The following is a 25,608-nucleotide window of genomic DNA, read 5'->3' on the forward strand; positions in this document are numbered from 1 at the left end:
GTCTTGCATGGTGTCTTGAGTAGATAGGAAAGTTGGGTCTTCGCGTCGGCTGGATGCCGTCATTCGACGGCGATGGGGTTGACTGCTTGAAGGCGTCGCTGCCGGGATCGTCGCCGATCGACTAGGAAGCGTTGCCGTGACGCCGACAGCTTTTGCTGGCGACGAGGACGCCCCCGGACTCGCGGCCCTTACGAGCTACAGGATCCGGTAAGCGCCGTTGCTTCGGCCTCGGGGTACCACTAACGGGCGACTGGATCCTGTCTTCAGGCGAACGTGTGCTGTTAGCCGCAGGAGTCGCCTGCCCTCCGGAACGGCTTCCGAGGCTTCGCAGCAAACGTCGTGTAATTGACGTCGTAGTTTGGATTGTCCGATACGTAGGCGACTTCGAGGCATGTGCCCGGGGCGAGGTTGGCGGAGTTCGAGAAGAACACGTCAACCCCGCTCAAACACGGCCCAGACGGATCTGAGGGGTTCGGGTACAGCACGTCCGATTCGATGTACCCCTCGGCGGGCTTACCCGGCCAGAGCTCCCATTCGACGACCTCGGGGCCGGCTATGCCATTGCATCGGGCAGTGGCTGCCGCGAATTCTGGATTGATCGACACGTCGGCGGTCGTAGTGGCGGCGGAGGTTGGTGTGACCTTCGCCGGGACGACCCTGGCAGCCTTGGTGGTGACCGTAGCCGATTGGGCAGTGGTCAGCACCAAGGCTGTTGTCGTTGGCGGGCGAGAGACGCTCGTAGCCGGGCTTGTGGCAGTTGCTGCGGCGGTTGGGGTGCTGGCGGTCAGAGCGGGGTTCGGCGTGCCCTGGATGGCCTGCTGGATCCCTCCGATGGCGGCCAGGGCGATGAAGACGCCCACAATGATCCGTCCGCGTTTGCTCAGTTTCCCCATAGTGGCAGACGGTAGACCCCACCGGACAAAACAGCCATACAGGGCAAGGGTCGGTGGGCATCGGGGTGCGCTCAGTACCGGGCTTCGACCTCGGCGCGCATCGCCGCGTTCCTCGGCACCCCATACCGGTAGGCTTTAGGATTCGCACCCCACTCGGTGATGCTGGCCCGCACCCACCTGGCCGCCTCGTGGTCATGGTCGGCCACCGCATGCACGTCGCCACCCACAAGGCCGCACAGACGTCCTCAGGGGCACCGGAGCGGCAGTAGTGAACATAGGTTTCGTGCAGCTCCGACGCCAAGCGCTCCGCACGGACGTCGGCCTCCCGGCCGTAGGTCAGCGGCGGCCTGTTGTCGTAGCGGCTCGGCGCCAATAGGTGGTTGATGCGCTCCTGCGCTTCCTGCTGCAGGTAAAACTCGGTGGACCGCTCGGTTGAGGGCATGGCTGTGCCTTTCTCTGTATGTGACGAAGCTTGGGGGTGTGACGAAATGCGTCCGTACGATGAAGGAACTCAGCAGCTCGCGGGCTGCTGCTGTGACATCAGGTCGAAACCCTTCGGCACCCGGTTCCAGGCTGCGGTGACGCCGGGGTGGTTGATGAACGCCAGGAGCAGCTCGTCGGCCTCGAGGTGCGCGTAGCGCTCGGAGAGTTTCGCGGCCTGCTCCAGCCGCAGGATCAGGCCGCCGATGGTCATGATGTTGCCCATTGCGGTGCTCCGTTCAGATGGTGGTTGGGGGGTCACGACGCGCGTGGTTTGGCGGTCCCGCCAAGCCAACGGGGGGACGTCAAGCCTGGCGGGACCTGCAGGAGGGGTTCGATCAAAGATCGCCCGCACACCTCCCGCTCCTTCAGTATGCGCGCCCCTGCGGGTCTGGCAGATGACAGCATGTGCCGCCCGGCCCACCGGACCTTCAGAGGCCCGCCCGCAGGTCGCACAGATCCAGCTCATGTGCGCGGTACCGTCCTCGACGGCTCGGGCGCCGGCTATGAACCACTGGCCTACCCAGCCGCAGCAACACACAGCCCGTGCGGGCCGTAGTTGCCCGTCGATGGTGCGCTCCACGTGGCAACGGTGGCTTTGGACGGTTGTGAGGGATTGGGTCATGGGGGCGCTCTTCTCACTCAGGGTGATGGCGGGTAAGTTGATTTGGTGCCCGGCGGTTGTCAACTGGATGTCAACCCGACTTGGCCGAACGGTGCCTAACTGCTTACAACGGGCTGGCACGTGTAGGACCGAAACACCAAGTGCGGCAACAAGTAAGCTCAACTGAACAGAACCTAAAGCGCGTGCTTCCTCAAACTGTTAATCGGACGGTTACTGGTTCGAGTCCAGTCGGGGGAGCAAAGGCCCAGGTCATCGACCTGGGCCTCTCGCCTTTCTCCCCTGCCGGCAGCGTCGGGAGACCTGCCCCACCGAGACCGAGAGCTGGTAGCGATGTTCCGCATTCTGTTGGGAGCGGCGCTCGGCTACGTGCTCGGCTCCCGAGCCGGTCGCGAGCGCTACGAGCAGATCAAGCGCTGGTCGGCGAGGGCGGCCGACCACCCGGCGGTCCAGGGTGCGGCCGGCGTCGTCCGGGCCAAGATCTCCGAGACCCTGCACCTCTCGTAGCCCCTGCTCCGATCCCGACCGGCTGCCGAGCTCTCAGCCGCCGATCTGCTTCTTCGAGCTCTTGACCTCGACACCGCCCATGATCGCCATGCCCCTGACCCGCAGCACCGGGGCCTCGGGGCCGTAGCGCTGGTTCGCGTTGTCGACGAAAGCCCCCATGATCCCGACGCCGTCGACGATGACGGTCATGCCCAACGGCACGGTGATCTCGACGCCGCCCATGATGGCCATCACGTTGATCACCGTTTCCATCGCCGACAGCGAGCAGCGGGTGAAGTCCAGGTCGATCCCGCCCATGACGGCCACCGCGTTGACGTGCGCAGCCGCGCTCCACACACCCTTCCGCTCCACCCCGGACATGATCGCCACCATGTTGCCCCTCGCCGGCCCGGCGTCCGGCATCGACAGCGCTGACACCCCTGACGCCGCCGGCCCGATCCGCCCGATCGGGGGTGCACTCTTGGATAGCGAGATCTGATGTCCGGGCAGATCGACCGTGACTGGCTCGAGTTCGGGGACTTTGCAGCGTATACTGAGCCGAGTCGACTCTCCAGTTCGGCCACGGTCAGTCGGCCCTCGGCCATGGCCTGTTGCAAGACCCCGGCCACGCGGTCCCGGTCGGCGTTCGAGGCTCGCATCGGCGGAGGGGTGGGCGCTGGGTTCGGCTGCTCGGTCACCGTTGCGATGCTAACGGGTGGGCCGCCCTCGGGCGGGAGCACCTCTCAGTCGCCGAGCAGTTCGGCTTCCAGGTCCTCCGCCGTGTCCACGACGGCCCGAAGGAAGCCGGGTGCGCCCGCGTCGCCCCCGGAGTCCAACCTGATCTGCCTGGTCAGGCCGTCGCGACCCGGGACCCGGCGCAGTACCACCCAACCGCCGGCCCCCGGCCACGACAGGTACCGACTGGCTGCCACCGAACGGCGCACCCTGGCGTGCACGGCGTCGGTCAGGCCGCTGGTACCGGCCAACTCGAATTCCCGGGGCGGGAGGTCCTGCAACACCACGATTCCGTCCGGCGTGACAGCGACCTCCTCGGCCGCCACCACGGTCAGCGTCCTGGCCGTCAACCGGGCCTTGGAGACCCGCTCCCAGTTCCATCGGACGGCGATCTCCCCCGACGCGAGCCAGAGACCGAAACGGCTGGCCGCCAACGACTCTCCCCCGGTCAGCTGGGCGACCACCTGGACCTGCTCATTGGGCCCCAGAGCCGAGGCCAGAGCAGGGGGCAGTGCGGCCCGCCGTTCCCAGGGCCAGCGCACGCGCGCCATGCTCACGCTCCCTTCGCCCGCTCGGACAACGCCCGCCGGTACTGGGCCATGGCGGCGAGGTCGGCGCTGAGGCACGCGGCGAGCTCGGTGTCGCCGGAGGCCTCGGCCCGCTGCAGATCCGACCGGAGGGTCTGTTCGTGGATCCGCGCGACCCGTTCGGCCAGGGCCGCCAGGATCGAACCGGCGTAGTTGACCATCTCGTCGGACTTGGTGCGCAACGGCTCCAGGGCCAACTCGGTGACCAGCGATCGCAGACCCCCGGCCGGCAGGTGCTCGCTGATCGACGTCAGCCATGCGGTGGCCCCGACGGTTTCGGCCCCGGCGGGCCCGCCGGCGGCCATCACCGCCTCGTGCACCGCGAGATAGGACTGGTCGGTGAAGGCGACCGCCTCCACCTGGCCGTAGTGCCCGGCGAGCAGAAGCGGTTGCTGCACCGCGAGTTTGAGGGCTTCACGCTCGGCGAAGGTGTCGCGATCCCGCGGATCGGGCTTGGCGAACTGGGGCTGCCCGGTGGGCGGATCGCCGGCCGTGGGGTTCGATGCGGCTCGCTGCGCACGACGGTCGGCGATGCTGGCCGCCTTCGCCTCGGCGCCGGCATGCTGACGGACGCGCGCGGAGATGGCCTGCAGATCCGCCCCGAGCCAGCCGGCGAGCTGCAGCGCGTACTCGTCCCGCAGCGCGGTCTCCTTGATGCGGGCGACCATCGGGATCGCGGCCGCGGCGGCGGCCACCCGACCCTCGGCGGTGTTGAGGTCGAAACCGGCCAGCGTCGACCGGATCGCGAAAGCGAACAGCGGCTGACGCCCGGCGACCAGGTCACGGACGGCCCCGTCGCCCTGGGTCTGACGTAGTTCGCAGGGATCCATGCCGTCCGGAGCCACCGCGACAAACGTGTTCGCGGCAAACTTCTGGTCCGAGTCGTAGGCCTTCAGCGCGGCCTTCTGCCCGGCCGAGTCGCCGTCGAAGGTGTAGACGACCTGCCCGCGGATGATGTCGTTGTCCAGCAGATAGCGCCGGAGGACGCTGATGTGCTCGTCGCCGAAGGCCGTGCCGCACGAGGCGACCGCCGTGGTGACGCCGGCCAGATGCATGGCCATCACGTCGGTGTAGCCCTCGACGACCACCACCTGACGCTGCCGGGCGATCTCCTTCTTGGCCAGGTCCAGCCCGTAGAGCAGCTGCGATTTCTTGTAGAGCGGCGTCTCGGCGGTGTTGATGTACTTGGCTTCCAGCCGGTCGTCGTCGTAGAGGCGGCGGGCGCCGAAGCCGACCACGTCACCGGCCGCGTCGTGGATCGCCCACAGCAGGCGGCGGTGGAAGACGTCGATGGGTCCGCGCTGGCCGTTGCGGGCCAGACCGGCCTTGATCAGTTCCTCCACCGTGAATCCCTGCGAGATCAGCGCCTTGAAGAGCTGGTCCCACCCGGACGGGGCGTAGCCGCAGCTGAAGAACCTCCCGGCCTCGTCGTCGAACCCGCGGTCGGCCAGGAACTTGCGGGCCGGCTCGGCCGCCTCGGTCGCGAGTTGGGCCGTGTAGAAGGCCGCTGCCGCCTTGTTGGCCGCGATCAGCCGGGAACGGGAGCCACGCTCGATCCGGGTCGAGGTGCCTCCTTCGACCAGGCTCAGCGTGATGCCGACCCGATCGGCCAGGCGCTCGACGGCCTCGGTGAAACCCAGGTGCTCGTAGTTCGCGATGAAGGCGAACACGTCGCCGCCCTCGCCGCACCCGAAGCAGTGGTAGGTCCCGCGAGGCGGGCTGACCTGGAACGAGGGGGACTTCTCGTCGTGAAAGGGACACAGGCCCTTGAGGTTTCCGCCGCCCGCGGACTTCAGGGCGACGTATTCGCCGACCACCTGATCGATCCGGTTGGCGTCGCGAACACGTTCCTTGTCCTCATCAGAGATCCGTCCCGCCACCGCATGAGTCTATGTCCGCCGGCGGATCCGGCACGGCCGCCGTCCACACCGGCGGCATCGCCCCAGGTCGACTGCCCGACCCGTGTTCGGCGAGGTTTAGCCGACCAGTCGGCGGTGTCGGGCGACGGCCTGCGCGTCGGTCAGCAACGACACCTGGTCGAGCACCACCCGCAGGCGGGCATCGTCATCGGCGGCGTCCTGGTAGTACTGGGCGAAGAGAGCATCCAGCGCGTCCGGACCGCGGTCGGACATCACCTGCACCAACTCGGTGAGCATCTCCTGCTCCCGCGTCTGGATCGACCGCCGGCTCGGGTCGGCCATCACGTAGCGCAGCGCCACCGCCTTGAGCAACGCCACCTCCGCACGCAGCACTCTGGGCACGTGCAGATCGCACTCGTAGCGGTGCAGCGGCCCCTCGCCGGATTCGGCACGGGTGGCCGCCACGGCCCCCGTGACGAACCGTCCGGTCAACTCGCTGGTGACCGACTTGAGCGCCGCTCCGGCCTGCGCCCCGGTCACCCCGATGCCCTCGGCGACGGCGGGCAGGGCCCACAGGTCGGCGAGCACGGATTCCAGGTCGGCGGCCGACTCACCGGAGTAGGCGGCGGCGGCCAGCGCCACCTCCGAGCGCTCGTCGGGGTCGTTCAGCAACGAGAGCGCGATGCGTCCGGAGCCGACACCGTCCTCCACGTCGTGCACCGAATAGGCGACGTCATCGGCCCAGTCCATGACCTGCGCCTCCAGACACCGCTGACGCTGCCCGAGTCCCGGACGCATCCAGGTGAAGACCTGCGCATCGTCGGCGTAGAGACCGAACTTGCCACCGCCGGGCGGCCGTCGCCACGGGTACTTCACCACCGCATCCAGGGAGGCCCTGGTCAGGTTCAGACCGGCCGGCCGGCCGGCTTGATCGATCACCTTCAGCTCCAGCCTGGTCAGCAGCCGAAGGTTCTGCGCGTTCGCCTCGAAGCCGCCGGCCGACTCCCCCACCAGGTCCAGCGCAAGTTCGCCGTTGTGGCCGAAGGGTGGGTGCCCGATGTCGTGCGCCAGCCCGGCAAGATCGACCAGATCCGGGTCACAGCCGAGCTTCTCACCCATGTCCCTGGCGATCTGGGCGACCTCCAGCGAGTGGGTCAGCCGGGTGCGCGGGACGTCGTCCTCGTCGGGCGCCACCACCTGGGTCTTTCCGGCCAGCCGCCGGAACGAGGCGGAGTGCAGCACGCGCGCCCGGTCCCGGCTGAACGGGCTGCGGTCGCCGTAGCCGGCGGCCATCGCGAGACCGGCGGTCTTCGCGGGCTCGGCGGCGTGACGCTCGTGGTCATGCTCGTCGTACTCCGCAACGGTTCGCCTCACAGCACGGCCGAGCCGGCCCCGGAGGAACCGCCGGTGAGCAGGTAGAACAGGGTGCCCAGGGTTTCCCGCTGCACGTAGCGGCCCTCCACCCCGGGGTCCAGCGCCGGGCCGGTGGTGACCGACGAGACCCGGACGGACAGACCGAGATCGGCTGCGATCAGCCGGGAACGCTCGGCATGCCAGGGATCGGTGACCAGCGTGACCGAGCGCCAACCGTGCTGCGCCAGCAGGACCTCGGCGGCCCGCAGCGACACCAGCGTGTCGTTCCCGGTGCCGACCGCCAGCAGCGCCGCCGGGGGCAACCCCGCTGCCAGCAGGTAGTCACGCCCGGCCGCACCTTCGGTCACCCGGTCACCGGGCTGCCCACCGCCGATCGTCAGGACGTGGGCGGCGACCCCGTCGCGGTAGAGCTGCCGGGCATGGTCCAACCGGGCGGCGTAGACCGCGGACGGGCGGCCGTCGTACTGGGCGGCCCCGAGCACGACGATGGCGTCCGAGACCTGGCGCTGATCCTGGTGCCCGACCTGGATGATCCGGACGGCGATCCCCCCGGTCACGAGGGCGGCGACCAGCAGGGTACCGGCAAGGTATCGCCCGAGGACGCGGAGCACTCGCACGTCAGGCCCTCGTCTCCACGCCCGGTCAGCACCGGAGACCACCGGCGCGAGCCACCACCGATGCGGCCGCGATCGCGGCGCATCGTGCCGATCAGGGTTGCCGGCCGTGTCGATCATGCCAGTCGCAGCAGGTGCCCGGGCTACCGTCGCGCCGCCGTCCGATTCAGAGCCACCCTCGATCGGTGGCGACCCTGGCCGCCTCGGCCCTGGTCGTGGTGCCGGTCTTGCCGATCACCGACGAGAGGTGGTTGCGCACCGTTCCCTCGGAAAGGTAGAGGCTGGCAGCGATCTCGGCGACCGTGCCACCGGAGAGGGCGGTACTGAGCACGTCGCGCTCGCGTCCGGTGAGCGGCGACTCCCCTACGCTCAGCGTCTCGGCGGCCAGGCCTGGATCGACCACGCGGAGGCCGGCCAGCACCCGGCGGATGGCGTCGATCAGTTGTTCCGGTGGGGCGTCCTTGACCAGGAAGCCCTGCGCGCCGGCCTCCATCGCCCTCCGCAGGTATCCGGGGCGACCGAAGGTGGTGAGGATGATGACCCTGCAGGTCGGTAGCTGGCTGTGCAGCGACGCGGCGGCCGCCAGTCCGTCGAGCCCGGGCATCTGGACGTCCAGCAGCGCGACGTCCGGTCGGGTCAGCAGCGCCTGCGGTACGACCTGGTCCCCCGATCCGACCTGCGCCACCACGTCGAAATCGGGCTCCAGCCCGAGCAGGGCGGCGAACGCCCCACGGATCATCGCCTGGTCGTCCGCGATCAGGATCCGGGTCACCGGAGGGTGTCGTGGGCGCCCACCGGCACCGCCGGTACTGCCGGTGCCTCGCGCGCTTCGGGCACGCGCGACTCGGCTGCTTCGGGGACCACCGCCAGGGTGGCGCGGACGAAGAACCCGCCGCCGGGCATGCTTCCGACGTCCAGGACGCCGCCGGCTTCCCGGACACGCTGGCACAGTCCGCTCAGGCCCGATCCGCCGATGACCGGGTCCGACAGGTCGACTCCCATGCCGTCGTCACGGATCTCGACCCAGTCGGCGCCGAGGGTGATCGCGCACGACCGGGCCCCGGAGTGTCGGACCACGTTGGTCACCGCTTCACGGACCACGTACCCGAACAGTTCACGCGCGCCCGGTGCCACCTCCTCGACGGCCAGCGGCACGTGAGGCGTGATGCCCGCCGCCCGCAGGACCATCGCGGCGACGGCGATCTCCGCACCGACCGACACCTCCCGATACCCGGAGGCCGTGGCCCGCACGTCGGCCAACGCCTCCCGGGCCAGTCGCTCCACCTCTGCGATCTCCTGCACTGCGCCGTCGGCCCGCCGTTCGACCAGACGGCGGGCGAGGCCGGCCTTGACCGCGATGGCCGTCAGCGAGTGCCCCAGGATGTCGTGCAGGTCGCGACCGATGCGTTCGCGCTCGGCGACCACGGCGGCGTCGGCCAGTTCCTGCCGCGTTTGACGCAGCTCCCTGGTCAGTTTGAGATTCCCCATGAAGGCGCACATCCAGAGGCTCAGCCCGATCAGCGTCCCGGCGAACTCCAACGGGGCGCTGTGGTGGTCGATCCTGGACAGCAGCAGCATCCCGACGGCGAGAGTACCGACCACGATCGTCGTGTTGCGCATGGAAAGCATTGCGCCGGCGGAGATCCCGATGAACATCCAGAAACCGACCAGATCCGATCCGGCCACCGGCCAGGCCAGTGAGCTCAGCGCCAGCAGGCCCACCAGCAGGCCCAGCTGCTTCTTGATCGGCCACAGCATCGCTGCCGGGGTGACGAACAGATAGCTCGCCCCGGTGAGCACCACGACCACGAGGCCGAGCATCTGCCACAGCGTGCTGTGATGGCTCCGGAGGATGTCCGATGCCGAGAACAGCAGGAAGACCATCCCGATGCTGGCACCGGGAATCCAGTGGCGGCGCATCTGCTGCGCCGTGGGCGCCTTGCTCCCGGGATCGGCCACCCCGACATTATCCCCTCTACCGGTCCCCGACGACCGGTCGGGGCGTCCCTGGGTCCACATCAACGGGTCCAGCGTCAACGGCTCGGCCTCCCTCAGGCCTTGCGTCCGCTGCGGCGGTAGGCCAACGCACCGAACAGGCCGAGGCCGACGGTCCACGCGGCCAGCACCAGCACGCCGGTCCCCGGGATCCCCTGCCGGCCCAGGACCGAGTGACCGACCTCGCCGACCCAGTAGGACGGCAGCACCTTTGCCACCCCCCGCAGGAAGGGCGACAGCTGATCCACCGGGAACCACAGGCCGCCCAGGATCGACATGCCCATATAGACCAGGACCGTCAGCGGCTGGACGGCGTCGACACCGGCGACGAACCCGATCACCAGACCGGCGACGGCGAAAGGGATCAGCGCGATCCAGACGCCCAGCCCGGCCCCGAGCCAGAGCCCGATCGGCATCCGGACGTGCCCGACCAGCAGGCCGGCCAGGAACACCAGGATGACGGCGGGCAGGGCCACCAGCAGGGCCACCGCCGACTTGCTCGAGATGTAGGAACGCGGCGAGAGCGCCGACAACCGCAGTTGCCGGTTCCAGCCGGTCTGCCGTTCGACGGCAACCCTGGCACCGGCGTTGATCGCGGCGCCCAGGCCCCCGTAGGCGGCCATCGAGACCATCAGGTACGCCGACACGCTGATGCCGGACAGCCCTTCCTGCTGATTGCCGTAGAGGCCGTTGAACAACAGGTACATCACCAGCGGCAGCGCGAGCGTGAAGATCATGAAGCGGGTGTTGCGGAAGGTCGATCGCGCCGAGATCAGCGTGTAGGTCATCGTCATGCTCATGCTCGGGCCCTTTCGTCGTCGGACCGGCCGGACGCATGGCCCGCCCCGGTGAGTTCCAGGAACGCGTCCTCCAGATTGCCGGCGCTGATCTCGATGTCGTGCGCATCGGCGAACCGGGCGAGCAGGGCCCTGAGGGCCAGATCGGAGTCCCTGCAGTGCAGGAGATATCGGGGTCCCTGACGTTCGACGGTGCTCACCCCGGCCAGGGCGGAAATGTCGCCCGGATCCGCGTCGATCACCGTGGAGATGGTGCGGCCGCTCACGGTGGCCTTGATCTGCGCACCCGTGCCGTCCGCGACGATCCGGCCCTGCGCCAGCACCACCACCCGGTCGGCGAAGTCGTCCGCCTCCTCCAGGTAGTGGGTGGCGAACAGGACGGTCCGCCCGCTCCGGGTGAATTCGCGCATCGACGCCCAGAATGCCCTGCGGACCTCGACGTCCATCGCTGCGGTCGGTTCGTCCAGGACCAGCAGATCGGGGTCCGGCACCAACGCCAGGGCGTACCGGACCCGTTGCGACTGCCCCCCGGACAACTTGGTGGTCTGACTGCCGGCGATGTCGGTGATCTCGGCTCGGCTCATCGCCTCCGCAACCGACAGGGGATGACGGTGCAGCGCCGCGAAGGTGGTGATGAGTTCCTTCACGGTGACGTCGGGCAGCAACGCCCCTGACTGCAACATCGCGCCGACCCGGCCGGCACGGACGGCCGACACCGGATCGACGCCGAACAAGGAGGCCGCACCGGCGTCGGGCTCGGTCAGCCCTAGCAGGATGTCGATGGTGGTGGACTTCCCGGCGCCGTTGGGACCGAGGAAGGCCACCACCTCGCCGGGAGCTATCGTCAGGTCGACCCCACGAACGGCCTGAACCTTGCCGAAACTCTTGTGCAGCCGGTCAGTCGGACGGCGGCCCCGTCAAGGGCCGACGTCGCGATCCCCCCTGACGAGGTCTCTGGAATTCGAGTTTTCGATGTCATGGTTCCGACTCTGCCCCGGTGGGGTGCCACTGCCATCTGTCGTGAGTCACCGTCGCCCCATGACATCTGTCATGCGTCGGGGTTCGGTGGTCGGCCCGGTGCGGATCATTCGATTGCTACCTTCGGATGATGAGAGCGAAGTGGGTCAGGTCCACGGCCTGTGCGGTGACGGCCGTACTGCTGGCCGCCTGCTCGGTCTCGGTGGCCGGGCAGGGCGCGGTCGGTGCCGGCGGGTCGAGCACCTCGAGGGGAACCGCTGGTAGTGCAGGGGGTGCGGGCGCGACGGGTGCTCCGGTGACCGGCACGTCGGGCAACGTCATCACCGTCCCCTCGTCCGGGGCGCCGGCCTCGCCCAGCGGTGCGGGGCCGATCGGGTCCTCGCTCCCCGCCCCCGACGGAGCCGTCGGGTCGGTCGGGATCGGCGACCCCTACTACCCGAGATCGGGCAACGGCGGGTACGAGGTGGACCACTACGACATCAGCCTGTCCTACGACCCGGTGGTGAACGATCTCCACGCCGTGACGACGGTGACCGGGAAGGTGACCGAGGCGAGCCGGCTTGGCCGATTCGATCTGGATCTGCAGTCGGGCATGAACGTTTCTGCCGTGACGGTGAACGGGACCGCGGCAGCCTTCGAGCACCAGCAGGCCGAGTTGGTGATCAACCCGGCCAGGGGCCTGCCGCCCGGTACTGCTCTGACCGTGGTCGTCACCTACAGCGGCCGGCCGTCCGTCGTTCCCGGCGGAGCGGCCAACCTGGGCGACGGCGGTTGGTACCGAACGCCTTCCGGCGGGGCGATCGCCATCGGTGAGCCGTTCTCCGGCTCCGCCTGGTACCCGGTGAACGAGCACCCTTCGGACACCGCGACCTACCGGATCACCGCGACCGTGCCCCAGAAGTGGTCCGTCGTCGCCAACGGCATTGCTGCGACTGCGGGCCTGCCGCCGGTCCCCACGGGCCGGAAAGCGTTCAGGTGGACCCAGTCCCAGCCGATCACCAGCTACGAAGTGACGATCTACATCGACACGTTCACGACGGTGACCGACCGGACCGCGGACGGCAGACCCATCGTTTCGGCGTTCGCCCCGGGGACCGACGTCGCGAAGTACAAGAACCTCGCCACTGACACCCGCCGGATCGTGCAGGTGCTGAGCAATCACTTCGGGCCCTACCCGTTCGCCGCCGCCGGCGGGATCTACACCGGGCTGCCATTGCGGTTCGCGCTGGAGACCGCGACCCGGCCGGTCTACGCGAACTGGGTCGACACCGACACGATCGTCCACGAGATGACCCACCAGTGGTTCGGTGACGACGTGGTGATCAGGCGATGGTCGGACATCTGCCTGAACGAGTGCTTCGCCTCCTACGGCCCGTGGCTCTGGCACCAGGACGTCGACGGAACCAACCTGGACGCGCAGTGGGTGGCGCTGATGGACGGCGAAGCCGCCGGGCCCGACTTCTGGACTTCACCGCTGGTCGACATGGGCGCGGGCAAGGAGTTCACCAGCGTGTACTCGCGCGGACCACTGGCCCTGCACGCCCTGCGAAAGCAGATCGGCGAGAAGGACTTTGCCGCACTGCTGAAGGGTTGGCCGGCCACCTTCGGCGGAAAGGTCGCCGGCTACCAGGATCTGGTGGCCTACGTCGACAAGATCTCCGGGCAGCACCTGACCGCATTCATGGACGCCTGGTTCCGCGGCACCGTCCGTCCACCGGCGAGGTTCCTGCACCCCGGCGGCCTGGGGGGCTGATCCGGCCGCGCTGATCAACTACGCCCGCGCTGATGAACTCGTCGACTCCTGTCCCACGGGTCACATTCGGGGCAAGTTGATCAGCGCGGGGCAAGTTGATCAGCGCGGGGCAAGTTGATCAGCGCGGGGCAAGTTGATCAGCGCGGGGCAAGTTGATCAGCGCGGGGCAAGTTGATCAGCGCGGTCAGGCGCCCAGGAGCCGGGCGGCGAGGTAGCCCTGGACCTGGTCCAGCGCCACTCGTTCCTGCGTCATGGAGTCGCGCTCGCGGATCGTCACGGCCTGGTCCTGGGCCGTGTCGAAATCCACCGTGATGCAGAACGGCGTGCCGATCTCGTCCTGACGCCGGTAGCGGCGCCCGATCTGGCCGGCGTCGTCGAACTCGACGTTCCAGCTCTTGCGCAGCTGGGCCGCGAGATCCCGCGCCACCGGCGAGAGGTCGGCGTTGCGGGACAGCGGGAGCACTGCCGCCTTGACCGGGGCCAGCCGCGGATCCAGCTTGAGCACCACGCGCTTGTCGATGCCACCCTTGGTGTTCGGCGCCTCGTCCTCGGTGTAGGCCTCGAGCAGGAACGCCATCATCGGCCGTCCCACCCCGGCGGCCGGCTCGATGACGTATGGCGTCCATCGTTCGCCCGACTCCTGGTCGAAGAAGGACAGTTCGGTACCGGAGTGCTCCGAATGGGTCTTCAGGTCGAAGTCGGTCCGGTTGGCGATGCCCTCCAACTCGCCCCATTCGCTGCCCTGGAAGTGGAACCGGTACTCGATGTCGACGGTCCGCTTCGAGTAGTGCGACAACTTCTCCTTCGGGTGGTCGAAATGACGGAGGTTGTCCCGATCGATCCCGAGATCGACGTACCAGTCGGTGCGCTGGTCGATCCAGTACTGATGCCATTCCTCGTCGGTGCCGGGCTTGACGAAGAACTCCATCTCCATCTGCTCGAACTCGCGCGTCCGGAAGATGAAGTTGCCCGGAGTGATCTCGTTGCGGAACGACTTGCCGATCTGCCCGATGCCGAACGGCGGCTTCTTGCGGGCCGACCCTGCGACGTTGTTGTAGTTGACGAAGATGCCCTGGGCGGTCTCCGGACGCAGGTAGTGCAGCCCCGACTCGTCCTCGACCGGGCCGAGGTAGGTCTTGAGCAGGCCGCTGAACTCCTTCGGCTCCGTCCACTGCCCGCGGGTGCCGCAGTTCGCGCAGACGATGTCGGCCATGCCGTTCTCCGGCGGCCGCCCCTTCTTCTCCTGGAACTCCTCGAGCAGATGGTCCTGCCGATAACGCTTGTGGCAGTTGGTGCATTCGGTCAGCGGATCGGAGAAGGTCGCCACGTGCCCGGACGCCACCCACACCTGACGCGGCAGGATCACCGACGAATCGAGGCCGACTACGTCCTCGCGGGACCGGACCATGAAGTTCCACCACTGCCGCTTGATGTTGTCCTTCAGCTCCACACCCAGCGGGCCGTAGTCCCAGGCGGATTTGGTGCCGCCGTAGATCTCCCCCGAGGCGAAGACGAATCCCCGGCGCTTGGCCAGCGAAACGATGGCGTCGATCTTGGCGTCGTTCTTGGCTGCCACAGCTGCACTCCTGTTGATCGGCCCGGCCTCGTTCCGTCGCCGGCGACCGAGCATGGTCCGCGACGGTGGCTCCCGGCGCGGTCTGGTGGTGCGTTGTCATTCCGAGCCTATCGACCGCCCGCCACCCGTTTGACCACTCCGGCCGGCCGGTCAGCGACCCGGCTCTGGCACCGTCGGTTCCCAGACGACGACCTCCCCGTCGATGGCGGAGTAGAGCACCTCGTCGACCTCGGTGTGATCGAGTTCGGCGGTGGACAGCCATGGGATGACGATCATCCGCATCGGCCAGGGCGAGATCGACCGCCGGTAAGCGACGGCGGACTCGAACTCGGCCACCAGCACGAACTTGTCGGCCGCATCGGTGGAGCGCGCGAACAGGAGCCGATCGCATTCCGGCGACGCCGCCAGCATGGCGAGCGGTTCGACCGCATCGGCCGGGATGGCAGCGGGTTGGTTCACACCGGCCGGTGAGGCCGGCACGCGGAAATGGGCCACCAGCACGAACATGAAGCTCCCTGCTACCGAATCCGGACGAGAAGCCGCAATCTAGCCGGTGACCATCTCCAACTCCGAGCCAAGGGGTGTCCGACGCAGTCGCAACCGGGACGGGATGCGATGCCGCAACTCCTCGACGTGGGACACCAGCCCGACGATGCGTCCGCCGGCGCGCAGTTCGTCCAGCGTCCCCATCACCATGTCCAACGTGTCGGCATCAAGGCTGCCGAAGCCCTCGTCGATGAACATGGTGTCCAGTTGCCGACCCCCGGCCTCGGCGGCGACCACGTCGGCCAGACCGAGCGCCAGCGCCAACGAGGCCAGGAACGACTCGCCGCCGGACAAGGTCTTCGCCGGCCGGACCAAGCCCGAGAAGGCATCGAAGATGTCCAGACCGAGCCCGCCGGAGCGACCCCTGGCTTCCTTCTCCTGCGATTGCACGAACGTGTAGCGGCCGCCGGACATGGTCGAAAGGCGTTGTCCGGCAGAGCATGCCACCTGACCCAGCTTGGCCGCCAGCACATAGGTACGCAGCGACATCGCCCGGGAGTTCTGCCCCTTGCCGAGGATGACGTCCGTCAGGGCCGCCAGCTCGGCGTCGGCGTCCAGGACCGGCTCCAGCTCCAGGGTGGCCAGACGCAATCTCGCCACGGCGGCGGCCACCTGATCGCGCTGGGCAGCCAGCGCGGCGGCTCGTGACGCGGCGGCCTCCGACGTGCGGCGGTGGTCCAGCGCCGCACACTGCGCACCCTCGAGGTCGATCTCCACCTCGGTGTCAAGCCCGGACAGGTCAGGATCGGCCAGCCGCGCCGTCAGCACCGTGAGCTCGTCCTCGACCAGGCGCAGCTGCCGCGACAGCGCCTCGTGATCGATGGAGGCGGCCGCACCGGCCGCCGTCAGGTCCCGGAACGGGGACGCGGCCAGGGTCTCGGACATGAGCGTGGCGGCCTCCGCATGCTGCAGCTCGGCCGTCTCCATCCGGTCCGTCGCGGCCGCGAGACGATCGAGCGCATCGGCCAGTTCGGTCAGGTGATCGCGTCGAGCAGCAACATCTGGATAGCCGGCGCGGCCCTGCGCCAGCCGGATGCCGCGATCAGCGACGACGGAGGTCAGTACCTCCGACTCGGCCACCGCTGCCGACAACCTGGCCAGCAGCGACTGCCGATCCTCGGTGGCCACCCGCAGGCCGTCCTGCGCCGCGGACAGCGCGGTCTGTGCCGGTTGCACATCGTCGGCAAGCGTGCGCTGTTCAGCCAGCAGGTCCGCCAACGTGGCGAACTCCTCCTTGGCCTGTTCGACGGTCCGGCCGGCGGCTGCACCGTTCGCCTCGGCCAACGCCAACGAAGCTGCTTCCCGGGCGGTTGCCGAGACCGTCCTGGCCTGCAGGGCCGTCTGCTCGGCGCGCTCCGCGCGGGTGATCTGTGCTGCCGTCACCGCGCCCCGCGCCGGGCTGGCCGGCGTCGGATGATCGCAGGACCCGCACACCGGGCACGACCGGCCGTCTGTCAGGCCATGGGCGAGCTCGGCGGCCATGCCCGCGATGCGCAGTTCCACCAACCGCTGTCGCTCGTCGACGCAGCGCTGGTGCGCGTCGATGGCGGTACAGGCCGCCAGTTCGGCCTGCTGCGACCGGTCCCGTCGGAGCACCACGTCATGGGTGGCGGCCAGCACGGCGGCCGCCGTAGCGGCCCGTTCGGACACCGTTCCCAGCTGCTGGGCGGCCCGGCGGGCCAGCTCGACCCGGGCCGTCAGAAGCTGGACCTGGACCGGGAGTTCGACCAGCGTCCGGTCGAGAACCGTGATCCGGCGCCGGATCTGGTTGATCGTCGTGGTGGCGGCCGCCAGCGCCGTCCGGTCGCGGTCCTGGTCGCGGGACTGCAGGATGAGACCGCTCAGCGCACCGGCTCGTTCACGACCGAGCGCGCTCGTGCTGCGCAGATCGACGGCCAGCTTCGGTACGTCCTCGTCCGGGGCGACCAGCCGCTCGGCAGCAAGCCGCAGCCGATCGACGGAGCGCTGCTGCTCACCGGACCGCTGGGCGAACGACTGCGCAGTGGCGGCGGCGGCCATCACCGACTGGGCGGCCTGGTGGGCGCCGAGCATCAGGCGCCAGTTGGCGCGCTGTGGCTCGGCGTCGGCCAGGACGTCGTGCCGCGCGCTAAGCGCAAGAAGTCGCTCGACCCTCGCGGCCAGGAGCTGGACCCCGGCCAGCGCCTGCTCCGACCGGACGCGTGCCTCGGCGGTGGACACCGCGATCTCGGCGGCCAGAGCCGCCTGATCGGCGAGTCGATCTCGCAGGTCGGCCAGCCAGGACGCGGTATCCGCGTCATCGACCGTGGCCACGCCGGCCGCTTCCCCCACGCGGGCCAGGAGTTGCCCGATGACGACCTTGCGGTCCTTGAGCCGAGCGGCCGAATCCCGACGTGCTGCGGCGAACCATTCCTCGATGGACCCGAACCGGCCGGTGTCGAAGAGCCTCTCCAGCAACACTTCCCGTTCAGCGGTATCGGACCGCAGGAACCTCGCGAAGTCCCCCTGCGGCAGGAGTACGACCTGGAAGAACTGATCGGCCGACATCCCGAGGAGGTCGATGACGGTCTGCCCGACCTCCTCCGCGCGCGTCAGGCCATCGGCCCTCGCGCCGTCCGGCGGTGGGTCGAGCCATCGAAGAGCGACCTTCGCCTTCTCCTCGGTGAGTCCGACACCTCGGGCCTTGGACCTGAGATAGGAAGGGCTGCGTACGATCTCGACCCGATGTCCGCCAAGGGTGGCCTCGAGCCGCACGAACGTCCGATCGGCCGGCTCTGCCCGGTCGCAGCGCAGGCGCTTCGCGTCGTTCCTGGCGCCCGGCACCCGACCGAACAGTGCGAACGCGATCGCGTCGAGCAGGGTCGTCTTCCCGGCGCCGGTATCGCCGTGCAGCAGGAAGAGCCCGTCGGCGCCCAGCAGGTCGAGATCGATGTCGATCTCACCGGCGAACGGCCCGAACGCGGCCAGTTGGAGACGGTGGAGCCTCACGCCGTCACCTCCACGAGTCGTTCGGCCGCGAGCGCCCGGTCGATCAGCAGCTGCTCGGCGGCCGTCGCGGAGGCGCCGCGGCAGTCCAGCAGGAAATCCGCGAGGACGTCGACGTCGGAGGCCGTTCCGGCGGCGGCGCCGCCCGCCACACGGGAGGCGATCTGCCCGACCGGTTCCCAGCTCACGGTGAGTGCCCAGGGATATTGCTCGCGCAGTCGGCGCATGGGCTCGAGCGGCCGCACGGCGTCGGTCAGCACGACCGACAGGTAGTGCTCGGACAGTTCGAGGTAGCCCAGGAGCACCTCGGCGAGCGTTCCGGTGACGATCGAGAGCGGGCGCACCACCGGCAGTTCCAGCCACTGGTCGACGAAGGAACCGTCTGCGCAGAGATCGATGAGCCAGGCGCCCTTGTGGTGGCCGGCCTCGGTGAAGGAGTACGGCAGCGGCGAGCCCGAGTAGCGGAGCCGTTCGCCGATCTTCTGGGCACCGTGCAGATGCCCGAGCGCCACGTAGTCGATGTCGTCGAAGACCTCGGCCGTGACCGACTCGACCCCGCCCACCGCGATGGAGCGTTCGGAACCGCCCGGCCATCCGCCGACCACGAAAGCATGGGCCGCGACGACCGACCGGGTCCCGGGCGCGCGCGACGCCAGGTCGGCTCTGACCAGATCCATAGCGGCGGACATGACGGCCTGGTGACCGGGGCGTCCGGCGATGCCCAGTGCCGTTCTGGCGAGCTCCGGCTCGAGGTAGGGCAACGCGTAGATCGCGACCGGTCCGTGCGCGTCGGCGAGCATCACCGGCTCGCTCAACCCGGCGACGGAGGTGCGCAGGTGCAGCCCGCCGGCGGCGAGGAAGTCGGCGAACGCCCCCAGTCGCGGCGCCGAATCATGATTTCCGGACGAGGCGACGATGACGGCGCCGGCTTCACGCAGCCGCCGCAGCGAGCGGGTGGCCACCTGGACGGCCTCTGCCGAGGGGACCGCCCGGTCGTAGAGGTCGCCCGCGATGATGACGACGTCGACCTGGTGCGCGGCCACCAGATCGGCCAGCGCGGACAGCACGAACTCCTGGTCCGCCAACAGGTCCTGCCCGTGGAAGGTCCGGCCGACGTGCCAGTCCGAGGTGTGCAGGATCCGCATGTGGATCACGCTAGGGGCGAGCACCGACAGTCCCCGAGACGCCATGCCGCCGGGGTCGGGGATTTGTTCGTCACAACGAAGCCTCCCGGGCGCGCCAACCGCGGCCACCCCGGCCGCCCAGCCGCATCGACCGGAATGAGATCCGCAATCCAGGCGCCGAAACGAGTGGATCTCATTCCGGTCGATGCGTGGCGGGGGCGGGGCGAAGGGCGGGTGCGTGTGGGGGGTGACGTCAGGCCGACTGCACAGCGCTGATGCGATAGCCCGCCGGCGTCTTGACCAGCACCATGACGCGCGCTGCCACCGCGCGGGCCACGGTACTGCCGACGACCGCGCCGCCGGCGTCGAGCAGCGAGTAGGACGGGAGCGAGTCTGCGACCTCGACCCGCAGGGGCGCCGAGCCGATGACCTTGGTGTTCCGGACCAGGTGCTCGGCCCCGGAGAGGTGCAGGCCCCCCGAGAGCAGCGACCTGATCGTCGTCGCGTCGGCCGATCTGGCGGTCGAGTCCGAGGTGTAGACGGCGTCCAGAAGGGTCGCGTCCCGTTGGACGAGCGCCCTGGCCCTGGCATCGTCGAGCGCCCGCACGGTCGCGGTGAGGTCGAGGACCTTCGAGCCCGCCGTGGACGGGTCCGACCCGGCAGGGGAACTCACGTCGGGTGGCGAAGACGTCTGCGGTGCTGCAGATCTCGGGGTCGAGCCGGGTGCTTCGACCGGAGCTCCCGTCAGGGACGCCTTCGGTACTGCCGGCCGGGCCGGCGGGCGGGCTGTCGTCCCGGCGGTCGACGCGCGTGACGTCGTCGGCGCCGCCGTCGCGGCGGGTGAGGGGACAGTTGAACGGCTCGACGCGACCGTTCCCGGTGCGTCTGGTTCCGGTACGGCCGGCCGGGGCGACCCGGTCGTGCCGGACGCGCTCCGACGGCTCGGCGAGGCAGCCGGCGCGGACGCCGTGGTGGCAACCGCAGCCGACGTCTGCTGAAGAGCCACCGGGTCGGTCCGATCCCAGTTCGCCCACCAGAGACCGCCGGCCCCGGCCAGTCCGGCCACCAGGACCGCGACAGCAGCGAGGACGGCGGTCCGCACCATGTGGGAACGGCGATCCGGCCGGGAACCGATGACGGGACGACGTCCTGAGCGCGAGGAGGGGTTGCTGCGCGGCCCGGTGAAGGACCTGATGCGGCGAAGTCGCGTGATCGGGGCCGCTGCGGGGGGCCGCACCGCATCGGGGCGGACCCTGGTCACCGCCCTGGCCCGGCCGACCCGACCGAGATCGAGGCGCTCGTCCTCGTGGGCGGCGGTCGAGGAGTGGTCGGAGCGGACTCGTCCGGATCGCGGATCGGACCCCGCCCGCTGATCGGACCCCGGACGCGGAGCGGAACGCGGTCGCCGCGCAGAATCCGATCGCGCAGACAGCGGGGGCACGTCGGCGTCAGTCACTCGGCCGTGCCGACCGCCGGTCGGGGCCGGCCCGCCACCGGGGGCCCGGTCGCGGCCGATGACCCACGCCCCCGGAACGGCGGCCCCCACAGCGTCTGCCCCCGGCACACCACCCGCGCCCGCCGCCCCCGGGACACCACCCGCAGCCCCCGCCACCTCCGGCACCCCCGCGCCCCGGCCGGGCGGGGCGGGCGGGAGCCGCAGATCCACCGGTTCGGGCCGGCCGGCGGCCCTCAGGTCCATCACCAGGGACGCCGCCCCCGGCCTGCGGTCCTGGTCGTGCTCCAACAACGCGCGGATTGCACTGATCAGCAGCGGCGGTCCGTCCGCGTCATCGGGATCTGGCCATTGGCCGGCCGCCGCCTGGATCAGGACGTCGCGGAGATCATCCGCCGGCCAGGCATGACGCCCGGTGAGACAGGCAAGGGCCAGCGATCCGAGGGAGAACATGTCGGTGGCGGCGCACGGGGTGGCGCCCCTGGCGAGTTCAGGGGCGGCATCGGGCGGGGTCACCGCCACCGGTCTGCCGCCCTCGGACGCGGCCCGACCGGCACCGAGATCGGACAGCAGCGGGCGTCCGGCCTTGTCGAACAGCACGTTCCGTGCCGAGAGGTCACCATGCACGATCTGCCGCTCGTGCGCCGTGGCCAGCGCGGCGGCCAGCGGGAGCAGCACCGTCAGGGTCTCCCCGGCGGTCAGTCGGCCGCGACGGCCGAGCAGATCGGCCAGATCGCCACCGGCCGCGTACTCGGTGATGAGAGCAGCCCGCTCGGTGTCACCCACCACGTCGAGCACCCTGACCACGTGCGGATGGTCGACGGCGGCGGCCAGGGCGGCTTCCCGGCGGGCCATCGCCAGCCGATCCGGTGGGAAGACCTTCAGCGCCACCGGCGCACCCGTCGATGCGGCCACCCCCCGCCAGACCTGAGCCGATCCGCCGGTCGCGATCAGCTCGATCGCCCGGTACTCCCCCACCACAAAGGTCATGGGCAGCAGGCTAGGACAAATCAGCTCAGCGACCGCGGGGTTGTCCACAATGGCATCGGTGGTGCTCCGGACGGACATCGCGGCGGGAGGCCCGGGCGTACCGTGAGCGGCATGCAGGAGTCGGCCGGGCAGTTCCAGGTACGTGAGAGCGCTGCGCCGCTCGTGTTCATCGAGGCAGGTCAGGTGGGCTACGAGTCCGCCTGGGAACGTCAGAAGGAACTAGCCTCGGCGCGCGCGGAGGGCCGCGGCCCCGACACCGTGCTGATGCTCACCCACCCGCCCGTCTACACCGCCGGACGCCGCACCGAGGCCGGTGACCGGCCCACGGACGGGACGCCGGTCGTCGACGTCGATCGCGGTGGCCGCATCACGTGGCACGGGCCGGGACAGCTGGTCGGATATCCGCTGGTCAAATTGGCCGACCCGATCGACGTCGTGCGTTACGTGCGTCTGCTGGAGCAGGCACTGATGGCCGCGTGCGCCGACCTCGGCCTCGAGGGCACCGGGCGGGTCGCAGGTCGCAGTGGCGTGTGGTTGGCCCGTGATCACCGCCCGGAACGCAAGATCGCCGCCATCGGCGTCCGGATCGCCAGAGGGGTCACCACCCACGGCTTCGCCCTCAACTGCGATCCCGATCTGAGTGCCTACGACCGGATCGTGCCGTGCGGGATCCGTGACGCCGGCGTCACATCGTTGACGGCCGAACTGGGCCGGCCGGTCGGCGTGCCGGACGCGCTCCCGGCGATGCGGCAGCGGCTTGAACAGGCGCTGAACGGGGTATTACGTCTGGACGCCGGTACTCTTCAAGCCCCACCGTCACCGGCCGTACCGTCCCGCCGGCCCGGGATCGACTGGCACCTCGACCCGGTTCTCTAGTTCGACCGCAGCATCGGGCAGGATGGTGACAGGCCGGGGTGGGCAGCACCGTTCGAGCTTTTTTCCCGACAGCCACAGCAAGTCCCGACAGCCACAGAAGTCAAGGAGCTCACCATGAGCAAGTCCACAGCGTCCACCACCACCCATGACCTCGCGGTCAAGGCCGGAGATGCCGCGGAGAAGGTGGTCGACCAGGCCCATGACGTGGCCGGCAAGGTCGCCGACGAGGCCAAGGAGGTCGCGGGCAAGGTGGCGACCATGGCCAACAGCGCCGCCCACGACCTGGCCACCAAGGCCGGAGACGTGGCCGAGAAGGTCGCGCAGTCGCTCGGCGATTCGGCCCAGAAACTGTCCCGTCAGGCACGCAAGGCCAGCGCCAAGACCGTGAAGAAGGCTGAGAAGGCCGCCAAGCGCCAGCAGGGCAAGGCCGCCATCCAGGCCAAGACGCTCGCGGCCCGCGGCAAGTCCGACGCCGCCGAGGCCACCACGCTCGCCGCCGGCAAGGCCACCAAGCTGACGGGCAAGGCTGCCGCCGCCGCTGCCTCGTTGGCCGCCGCCGCCGCGAAGGTCGACAAGAAAACGGTCAAGGCTGCCAAGGGCAAGAAGAAGCACCCGGTTCGCAAGATCGTCCTCCTGGGCGCGCTGGCCGCCGGCGGTGTCGCGATCGCGAAGGCGCTGAAGGCGCCGTCCTACCCGGCTCCGGACAGCCCGCCGGCGCCGGTGGCATCCGCCAAGCCGGCGGGCGGGAGCAAGGTCGACGAGGTCAAGGCCGAGGTCAAGAACGCCGCGGCCCACGCAGGCGCGCTCGTCAAGGACACCGCCGCAAACGTCAGCGACACCGCCAAGGACGTTGCCGACAAGGTCGCCGACAAGGCGAAGGACGTCGTCGACGATGCGAAGGACGCCGCCGCCAAGCTGACCGACGCGGCCAAGGACAAGGCCGACGACCTCAAGGACGCCGCCTCCGACGCCAAGGACGCAGCCAAGGACAAGGCAGAGGACGTCAAGGACCAGGCTGCGGACGCGGCCGACAAGGTGAGCTCCGCGGCCAAGAGCGCGACCAAGGCTGCGCAGACCAAGGTCGACGAGGTCAAGGACGGCGAATCGAAGTGACCATTGCCCCTGAAGGGCGCAAGCTGCTCCGTCTCGAAGTGCGCAATGCCGCCGTCCCGATCGAGCGCAAGCCCGAATGGATCAAGACCAAGCTGCGCACCGGTCCGGAGTTCACCGCGCTGCAGGCCCTCGTCAAGCGCGAGGGCCTGCACACGGTGTGCCAGGAGGCCGGTTGCCCCAACATCTACGAATGCTGGGAGGACCGCGAGGCGACGTTCCTGATCGGCGGCGATCAGTGCACGCGGCGTTGCGACTTCTGCCTGATCGACACCGGCAAACCCGGTCCACTCGACCGGGACGAGCCCAGACGGGTCGCGGAATCCATCGCCACCATGGATTTGCGCTATGCCACCATCACCGGGGTGACCAGGGACGATCTTCCCGACGAGGGAGCCTGGCTCTACGCCGAGACGGTCCGCAAGGTGCACGAGTTCGCCCCCAGCACGGGCGTCGAGATCCTGACGCCGGACTTCTCCGGCAAGCCGGAACTGCTCGGTCAGATCTTCGACGCGGCTCCGGAGGTCTTCGCGCACAACCTGGAGACCGTGCCGCGCATCTTCAAGCGCATCCGGCCGGCCTTCACCTACGAGAAGTCGCTCGACGTCCTCTCGCAGGGCAGGGCCGCTGGCATGGTCACCAAGTCGAACCTGATCCTGGGCATGGGCGAGACCCGCGAGGAGATCTCCCGGGCCCTCGCCGACATGCGGGAGGCCGGTACCGACCTGGTGACGATCACCCAGTACCTGCGGCCGACACCGAGGCATCACCCGATCGACCGCTGGGTGAAGCCGGCCGAGTTCGTCGAGCTCAAGCAGGAGGCAGAGGAGCTCGGGTTCGTCGGCGTCATGTCCGGTCCGCTGGTGCGTTCGTCCTACCGGGCCGGGACGCTCTACCAGCAGGCGGTCGCGGCCAGAGCCGCCAAGTAGTTCTCGGTCGGAACGCTGCCGGCAGCGATGTCAGCGGCGTTCCGATCAACCTCGGCAGAGTCGTATCCTGTGGACATGGCCAAGACCTCCTCCCCCAGCAGCAGTCTCTCCAAAGAGGAGAAGAAGGCCGCCAAGATCGTCGCCAGGGCAGCCAAGAAGGAACGCCGCGGGCAGATCTGGCAGGCGTTCCAGACGCAACGCAAGGAAGACAAGCGGCTGCTGCCGTACATGATCGCCTGCCTGCTGGGCTCGGCGATCGTGTTCACCGGTCTGGGCCTGCTGCTGGCCACCTGGTGGGCCGGTCTGGTGTTCGGTCTCATCATCGGCGTGCTGATCGCGATGATCTTCTTCGCCAGGCGTGTGCAGTCCAACGTCTACAAGCAGGCCGACGGGACGCCTGGCGCCGCGGCCTGGTCCCTGCAGAACAACCAGCTCCGCGGCAAGTGGCGGATCACCCCCGCGATCGCCGGTACCTCTCATCTGGATGCCGTGCACCGGGTGGTCGGGCGTCCCGGCATCATCCTGATCGGCGAGGGGGCCACCCACCGCGTCAAGCCGCTGCTCGCGCAGGAGAAGAAGAAGATCGCGCGGATCGTCGGCGAGACCCCGATCTACGACATCGTCGTCGGTAACGAAGAGGGCCAGACACCGCTCCGGAAGCTCAACGCATCGCTGATGAAGTTGCCCCGCAACATCACGGCAGCCCAGGTGACCGACCTGGACGGTCGGCTGTCCGCGCTCAGCTCGCGTGTCGGTCAGGCCGGCATGCCGAAGGGGCCGCTGCCCGCCGGAGCCAAGACCCGCAACGTCCAGCGGGCCGCACGCCGCCGCTGACGCAGTCGAAGTTGTCGGCCGTGCACTGGCACC

General features: G+C 69.4%; 22 protein-coding genes and 1 pseudogene. 6 read left to right on the forward strand and 17 right to left on the reverse strand.

Annotated features, from left to right (window positions below; translation table 11 throughout):
• Positions 1-281: 281 nt before the first annotated feature.
• A complete protein-coding gene (locus H7F38_RS19910; protein WP_187091438.1) occupies positions 282-893 on the reverse strand; it encodes a hypothetical protein in 612 nt (203 codons plus the stop codon).
• Positions 894-1,404: 511 nt separating this feature from the next.
• Positions 1,405-1,599, reverse strand: coding sequence for a hypothetical protein (locus H7F38_RS19915; RefSeq protein WP_187091439.1), 195 nt, complete (start codon positions 1,597-1,599; stop codon positions 1,405-1,407).
• A gap of 729 nt (positions 1,600-2,328) precedes the next feature.
• On the opposite strand from H7F38_RS19915, the gene H7F38_RS19920 reads away from it, so the two are divergent.
• Positions 2,329-2,502 (forward strand): hypothetical protein, encoded by a 174-nt coding sequence (locus H7F38_RS19920; RefSeq protein ID WP_187091440.1) that lies wholly within the window; start codon positions 2,329-2,331, stop codon positions 2,500-2,502.
• 33 nt (positions 2,503-2,535) lie between these two features.
• On the opposite strand, the gene H7F38_RS25695 is transcribed toward H7F38_RS19920, so the two are convergent.
• From H7F38_RS25695 to H7F38_RS19965, 10 genes and pseudogenes are all read right to left on the reverse strand, one after another.
• Entirely contained in the window at positions 2,536-2,919 is a 384-nt protein-coding gene (locus H7F38_RS25695; protein WP_255498082.1) for a LiaF domain-containing protein, read from the reverse strand.
• A gap of 155 nt (positions 2,920-3,074) precedes the next feature.
• Positions 3,075-3,140, reverse strand: a pseudogene (locus H7F38_RS26760) (DUF1707 domain-containing protein); the annotation flags it as partial.
• 84 nt (positions 3,141-3,224) lie between these two features.
• A complete protein-coding gene (locus H7F38_RS19930) occupies positions 3,225-3,767 on the reverse strand; it encodes a hypothetical protein (RefSeq protein ID WP_187091441.1) in 543 nt (180 codons plus the stop codon).
• Between the two features lie 2 nt (positions 3,768-3,769).
• Positions 3,770-5,683 carry a DNA primase gene (gene dnaG / locus H7F38_RS19935; RefSeq protein ID WP_187091442.1) on the reverse strand — a complete coding sequence of 638 codons (1,914 nt, stop codon included), beginning with the start codon at positions 5,681-5,683 and terminating at the stop codon, positions 3,770-3,772.
• A gap of 96 nt (positions 5,684-5,779) precedes the next feature.
• A complete protein-coding gene (locus H7F38_RS19940) occupies positions 5,780-7,036 on the reverse strand; it encodes a deoxyguanosinetriphosphate triphosphohydrolase (protein WP_187091443.1) in 1,257 nt (418 codons plus the stop codon).
• Positions 7,033-7,653 (reverse strand): YdcF family protein, encoded by a 621-nt coding sequence (locus H7F38_RS19945; RefSeq protein ID WP_255498083.1) that lies wholly within the window; start codon positions 7,651-7,653, stop codon positions 7,033-7,035. The genes H7F38_RS19940 and H7F38_RS19945 overlap by 4 nt, the downstream gene beginning before the upstream one ends.
• Positions 7,654-7,816: 163 nt before the next feature.
• The gene (locus H7F38_RS19950; RefSeq protein WP_187091445.1) at positions 7,817-8,422 is read right to left on the reverse strand and encodes a response regulator transcription factor; all 606 of its coding nucleotides are present in this window, start codon (positions 8,420-8,422) and stop codon (positions 7,817-7,819) included.
• Positions 8,419-9,609, reverse strand: a complete 1,191-nt coding sequence (locus tag H7F38_RS19955) for a sensor histidine kinase (protein WP_187091446.1) — start codon at positions 9,607-9,609, stop codon at positions 8,419-8,421. The genes H7F38_RS19950 and H7F38_RS19955 overlap by 4 nt, the downstream gene beginning before the upstream one ends.
• A 92-nt stretch (positions 9,610-9,701) precedes the next feature.
• Positions 9,702-10,445, reverse strand: a complete 744-nt coding sequence (locus tag H7F38_RS19960) for an ABC transporter permease (RefSeq protein ID WP_187091447.1) — start codon at positions 10,443-10,445, stop codon at positions 9,702-9,704.
• Positions 10,442-11,266: an ABC transporter ATP-binding protein gene (locus tag H7F38_RS19965; RefSeq protein WP_222618201.1), complete on the reverse strand. Its 825-nt coding sequence runs from the start codon at positions 11,264-11,266 to the stop codon at positions 10,442-10,444. Before H7F38_RS19965 ends, H7F38_RS19960 begins: the two co-directional genes overlap by 4 nt.
• Positions 11,267-11,550: 284 nt before the next feature.
• Here H7F38_RS19965 and H7F38_RS19970 point away from each other — a divergent pair, with 284 nt between their 5' ends.
• Positions 11,551-13,173: a M1 family metallopeptidase gene (locus tag H7F38_RS19970; RefSeq protein ID WP_187091448.1), complete on the forward strand. Its 1,623-nt coding sequence runs from the start codon at positions 11,551-11,553 to the stop codon at positions 13,171-13,173.
• Positions 13,174-13,357: 184 nt separating this feature from the next.
• Here H7F38_RS19970 and H7F38_RS19975 read toward each other — a convergent pair whose 3' ends face one another.
• The 5 genes from H7F38_RS19975 to H7F38_RS19995 all read right to left on the reverse strand — a co-directional run bounded on the left by H7F38_RS19975 (position 13,358) and on the right by H7F38_RS19995 (position 21,826).
• Positions 13,358-14,749 carry a glycine--tRNA ligase gene (locus tag H7F38_RS19975; RefSeq protein ID WP_255498084.1) on the reverse strand — a complete coding sequence of 464 codons (1,392 nt, stop codon included), beginning with the start codon at positions 14,747-14,749 and terminating at the stop codon, positions 13,358-13,360.
• A 150-nt stretch (positions 14,750-14,899) separates the two neighbouring features.
• Positions 14,900-15,256 carry an antibiotic biosynthesis monooxygenase gene (locus H7F38_RS19980; protein WP_187091450.1) on the reverse strand — a complete coding sequence of 119 codons (357 nt, stop codon included), beginning with the start codon at positions 15,254-15,256 and terminating at the stop codon, positions 14,900-14,902.
• A 39-nt stretch (positions 15,257-15,295) separates the two neighbouring features.
• Positions 15,296-18,262 carry an AAA family ATPase gene (locus tag H7F38_RS19985; RefSeq protein WP_187091451.1) on the reverse strand — a complete coding sequence of 989 codons (2,967 nt, stop codon included), beginning with the start codon at positions 18,260-18,262 and terminating at the stop codon, positions 15,296-15,298.
• A complete protein-coding gene (locus tag H7F38_RS19990) occupies positions 18,259-19,404 on the reverse strand; it encodes an exonuclease SbcCD subunit D (RefSeq protein WP_187094839.1) in 1,146 nt (381 codons plus the stop codon). Before H7F38_RS19990 ends, H7F38_RS19985 begins: the two co-directional genes overlap by 4 nt.
• Before the next feature lie 232 nt (positions 19,405-19,636).
• On the reverse strand, positions 19,637-21,826 hold the full coding sequence (locus H7F38_RS19995) for a protein kinase (protein ID WP_187091452.1): 2,190 nt from the start codon (positions 21,824-21,826) through the stop codon (positions 19,637-19,639).
• A 111-nt stretch (positions 21,827-21,937) separates the two neighbouring features.
• On the opposite strand from H7F38_RS19995, the gene lipB reads away from it, so the two are divergent.
• The 4 genes from lipB to H7F38_RS20015 all read left to right on the forward strand — a co-directional run bounded on the left by lipB (position 21,938) and on the right by H7F38_RS20015 (position 25,575).
• Positions 21,938-22,702 carry a lipoyl(octanoyl) transferase LipB gene (gene lipB, locus H7F38_RS20000; RefSeq protein WP_187091453.1) on the forward strand — a complete coding sequence of 255 codons (765 nt, stop codon included), beginning with the start codon at positions 21,938-21,940 and terminating at the stop codon, positions 22,700-22,702.
• 114 nt (positions 22,703-22,816) lie between these two features.
• Positions 22,817-23,815, forward strand: a complete 999-nt coding sequence (locus H7F38_RS20005; protein ID WP_187091454.1) for a hypothetical protein — start codon at positions 22,817-22,819, stop codon at positions 23,813-23,815.
• The gene (gene lipA / locus H7F38_RS20010; RefSeq protein WP_187091455.1) at positions 23,812-24,741 is read left to right on the forward strand and encodes a lipoyl synthase; all 930 of its coding nucleotides are present in this window, start codon (positions 23,812-23,814) and stop codon (positions 24,739-24,741) included. Before H7F38_RS20005 ends, lipA begins: the two co-directional genes overlap by 4 nt.
• A gap of 75 nt (positions 24,742-24,816) precedes the next feature.
• Positions 24,817-25,575 carry a DUF4191 domain-containing protein gene (locus tag H7F38_RS20015; protein ID WP_187091456.1) on the forward strand — a complete coding sequence of 253 codons (759 nt, stop codon included), beginning with the start codon at positions 24,817-24,819 and terminating at the stop codon, positions 25,573-25,575.
• The last annotated feature ends 33 nt before the right edge of the window (positions 25,576-25,608 follow it).

The organism is Nakamurella sp. PAMC28650 (assembly GCF_014303395.1).
In the GTDB taxonomy this organism is placed as follows: domain Bacteria; phylum Actinomycetota; class Actinomycetes; order Mycobacteriales; family Nakamurellaceae; genus Nakamurella.